We start from the raw sequence: 2,204 nt of genomic DNA, 5'->3' as shown, positions 1-2,204 counted from the left end.
CGGTGCGCGGCCCCGCCCCTTTCCGCGCCGACGCGGGGCCGGTGGTGGGCCCGCTGAGCCGGAAGCGCCACGTCTACCACCCGGCGCCTGCCGGCTCGGCGCGGTCGATCATGCTGGAGATGGAGGGCATCGGCACGGTGCCCGACATCCCCATCTCGGAAAACGCGGGATCGGCGGATTGTTGACAGTCCCGCGCCGGCCTTCCTACGTTGGTCGCCGGCTCAGGGAGCCGGCCGATCCACCGCGAACAACAGGGAGGCGACTGTGGCGGGATCCGCCCACCGTCCCGTCATCACCGTGCCCATCATCACCGTGCTCTGTGCCGACGCGGACAGCCGGCCCCCGCACCTGGAGATGGTGGAGGATCGGGCGACCGTCCGCTACTGCGACCACGAGGGCCTGCCGGCGGCGATCGAGGGCGCGCACGTACTGCTCCTGTGGGACTTCTTCTCCTCCGCCGTGCGAGAGGTCTGGGACCGGGCGGGCGCGCTCCGCTGGATCCACGTGGCCGCGGCCGGCGTGGACCGGCTGATGTTCGACGCGCTCGTCGACTCCGGCGTCGTGGTCACCAACGCCAGGGGCGTCTTCGACCGGCCCATCGCCGAGTTCGTCCTCAGCTCGGTGCTCGCCTTCGCCAAGGACGTCCACCGCGGCCACGATCTGCAACTGGCGCGCACCTGGCGGCATCGCGAGACCCTGACGGTGGCGGACAGCACCGCGCTGATCGTGGGCACCGGCGCGATCGGGCGCGAGATCGCCCGGCTGCTGCGCGCGGTCGGCATGCGGGTCCGTGGCGCCGGCCGTACGGCGCGCGCCGCCGACCCCGACTTCGGCGCCGTCGTCGCCGGCGGCGACCTGGCCGCCCACGTCGGCTGGGCCGATCACGTGGTCCTGGTCACGCCGCTGACCGAGGAGACCCGCGGACTGGTGGACGCCGAGGTCCTCGCGGCGATGAAGCCGACCGCCCACCTGATCAACGTCGGCCGCGGCCCCTGCGTGGTCGAGGCCGACCTGATCGCGGCCCTGTCGGCCGGGCGGATCGCGGGCGCGACCCTGGACGTGTTCGACACCGAGCCCCTGCCCCAGGACCACCCGCTGTGGGGGATGCCCGGCGTGGTGGTGTCCGCGCACATGGCCGGCGACGCGGCCGGCTGGCGCGACGCGCTCGCCCGCCAGTTCGTGGACAACGCCCTGCGCTGGCTCGATGACAAGCCCTTGATGAACGTCGTCGACAAGCGCCTCGGCTTCGTACCGTCCGGGCCGCGGTGAGGACAGCGGTCAGGATAGGGGAATGAACGATCTGACCCGGCTGACCGCCACCGAGCTCCTCGCCGGCTACCGCGACGGCCGTCTGTCCCCTGTGGAGGCGACTCGTGCCGCCCTCGACGCCATCGACGCGGCCGACGCCGAGGTGAACGCGTTCGTTTTAGCCGATCCGTACGGGGCGCTGGCGGCGGCGAAGGAGTCCGAGGACCGCTGGCGGGCCGGCCGCCCCCTTGGTCCCGGCGACGGCGTGCCCACCTCGGTCAAGGACATTCTCTACACCCGCGGCTGGCCGACGCTGCGCGGCAGCGTCCTCATCGACGGGAACGGGCCCTGGCCCGACGACGCCCCCGCCGTCGCCCGGCTTCGCGAGACCGGGGCCGTGCTGCTCGGCAAGACCACCACGCCGGAGTTCGGGTGGAAAGGCGTCACCGACTCCCCTCGCCATGGCACCACCGGCAACCCGTGGAATCCGGCCCTGACGTCCGGAGGGTCGAGCGGCGGCAGCGCCGCGGCGGTGAGCCTCGGCATGGGGCAGTGGTCGCTCGGCACCGACGGCGGCGGCTCTCTGCGCATTCCCGCCGCCTTCACCGGCACGGTCACCGTCAAACCGACCTTCGGGCTGGTGCCCTTGTGGCCCGCCAGCCCGTTCGGCACCCTCTCGCACGTCGGCCCGATGGCCCGATCCGTCGCCGACACCGCTCTCCTGCTGGACGTCATCACCGGCTTCGACCCGCGGGACTGGTCGGCGCTGCCCACTCCTGCCGGCTCGTTCCTGGACGGCCTGGAGGGCGGGGTTCGCGGCCTGCGCGTCGCGTTCTCCCCCAATCTCGGGTACGTCCGCAACAGGTCAGGCGAGCGGGTAGTCCTTCAGGGTGATGGAGTTCGCGGCCTTCGTGGTGAGCTTGTCCAGGTAGCGCGCGAACAGGCGCGAGGTCAGG

General features: G+C 72.8%; 3 protein-coding genes. All 3 read left to right on the top strand.

The window, feature by feature from the left end:
* On the top strand, positions 1–185 hold a 185-nt coding region (locus AB0J09_RS62895; protein WP_360713815.1), incomplete at its 5' end, for a hypothetical protein.
* Between the two features lie 79 nt (positions 186–264).
* Complete coding sequence (locus AB0J09_RS62890) at positions 265–1,269, top strand: D-2-hydroxyacid dehydrogenase (RefSeq protein WP_360713813.1); 1,005 nt, start codon at positions 265–267, stop codon at positions 1,267–1,269.
* Between the two features lie 22 nt (positions 1,270–1,291).
* The coding region (locus AB0J09_RS62885; protein WP_360713811.1) for an amidase family protein at positions 1,292–2,204 on the top strand (913 nt) is incomplete at its 3' end.

Origin of the sequence: Nonomuraea sp. NPDC049784, assembly GCF_040659615.1 — a bacterium.
Taxonomy (GTDB): Bacteria; Actinomycetota; Actinomycetes; order Streptosporangiales; family Streptosporangiaceae; genus Nonomuraea.
The sequence above is the reverse complement of the archived record's forward strand: the minus strand, read 5'-3'. Positions and strand labels throughout refer to the sequence as shown.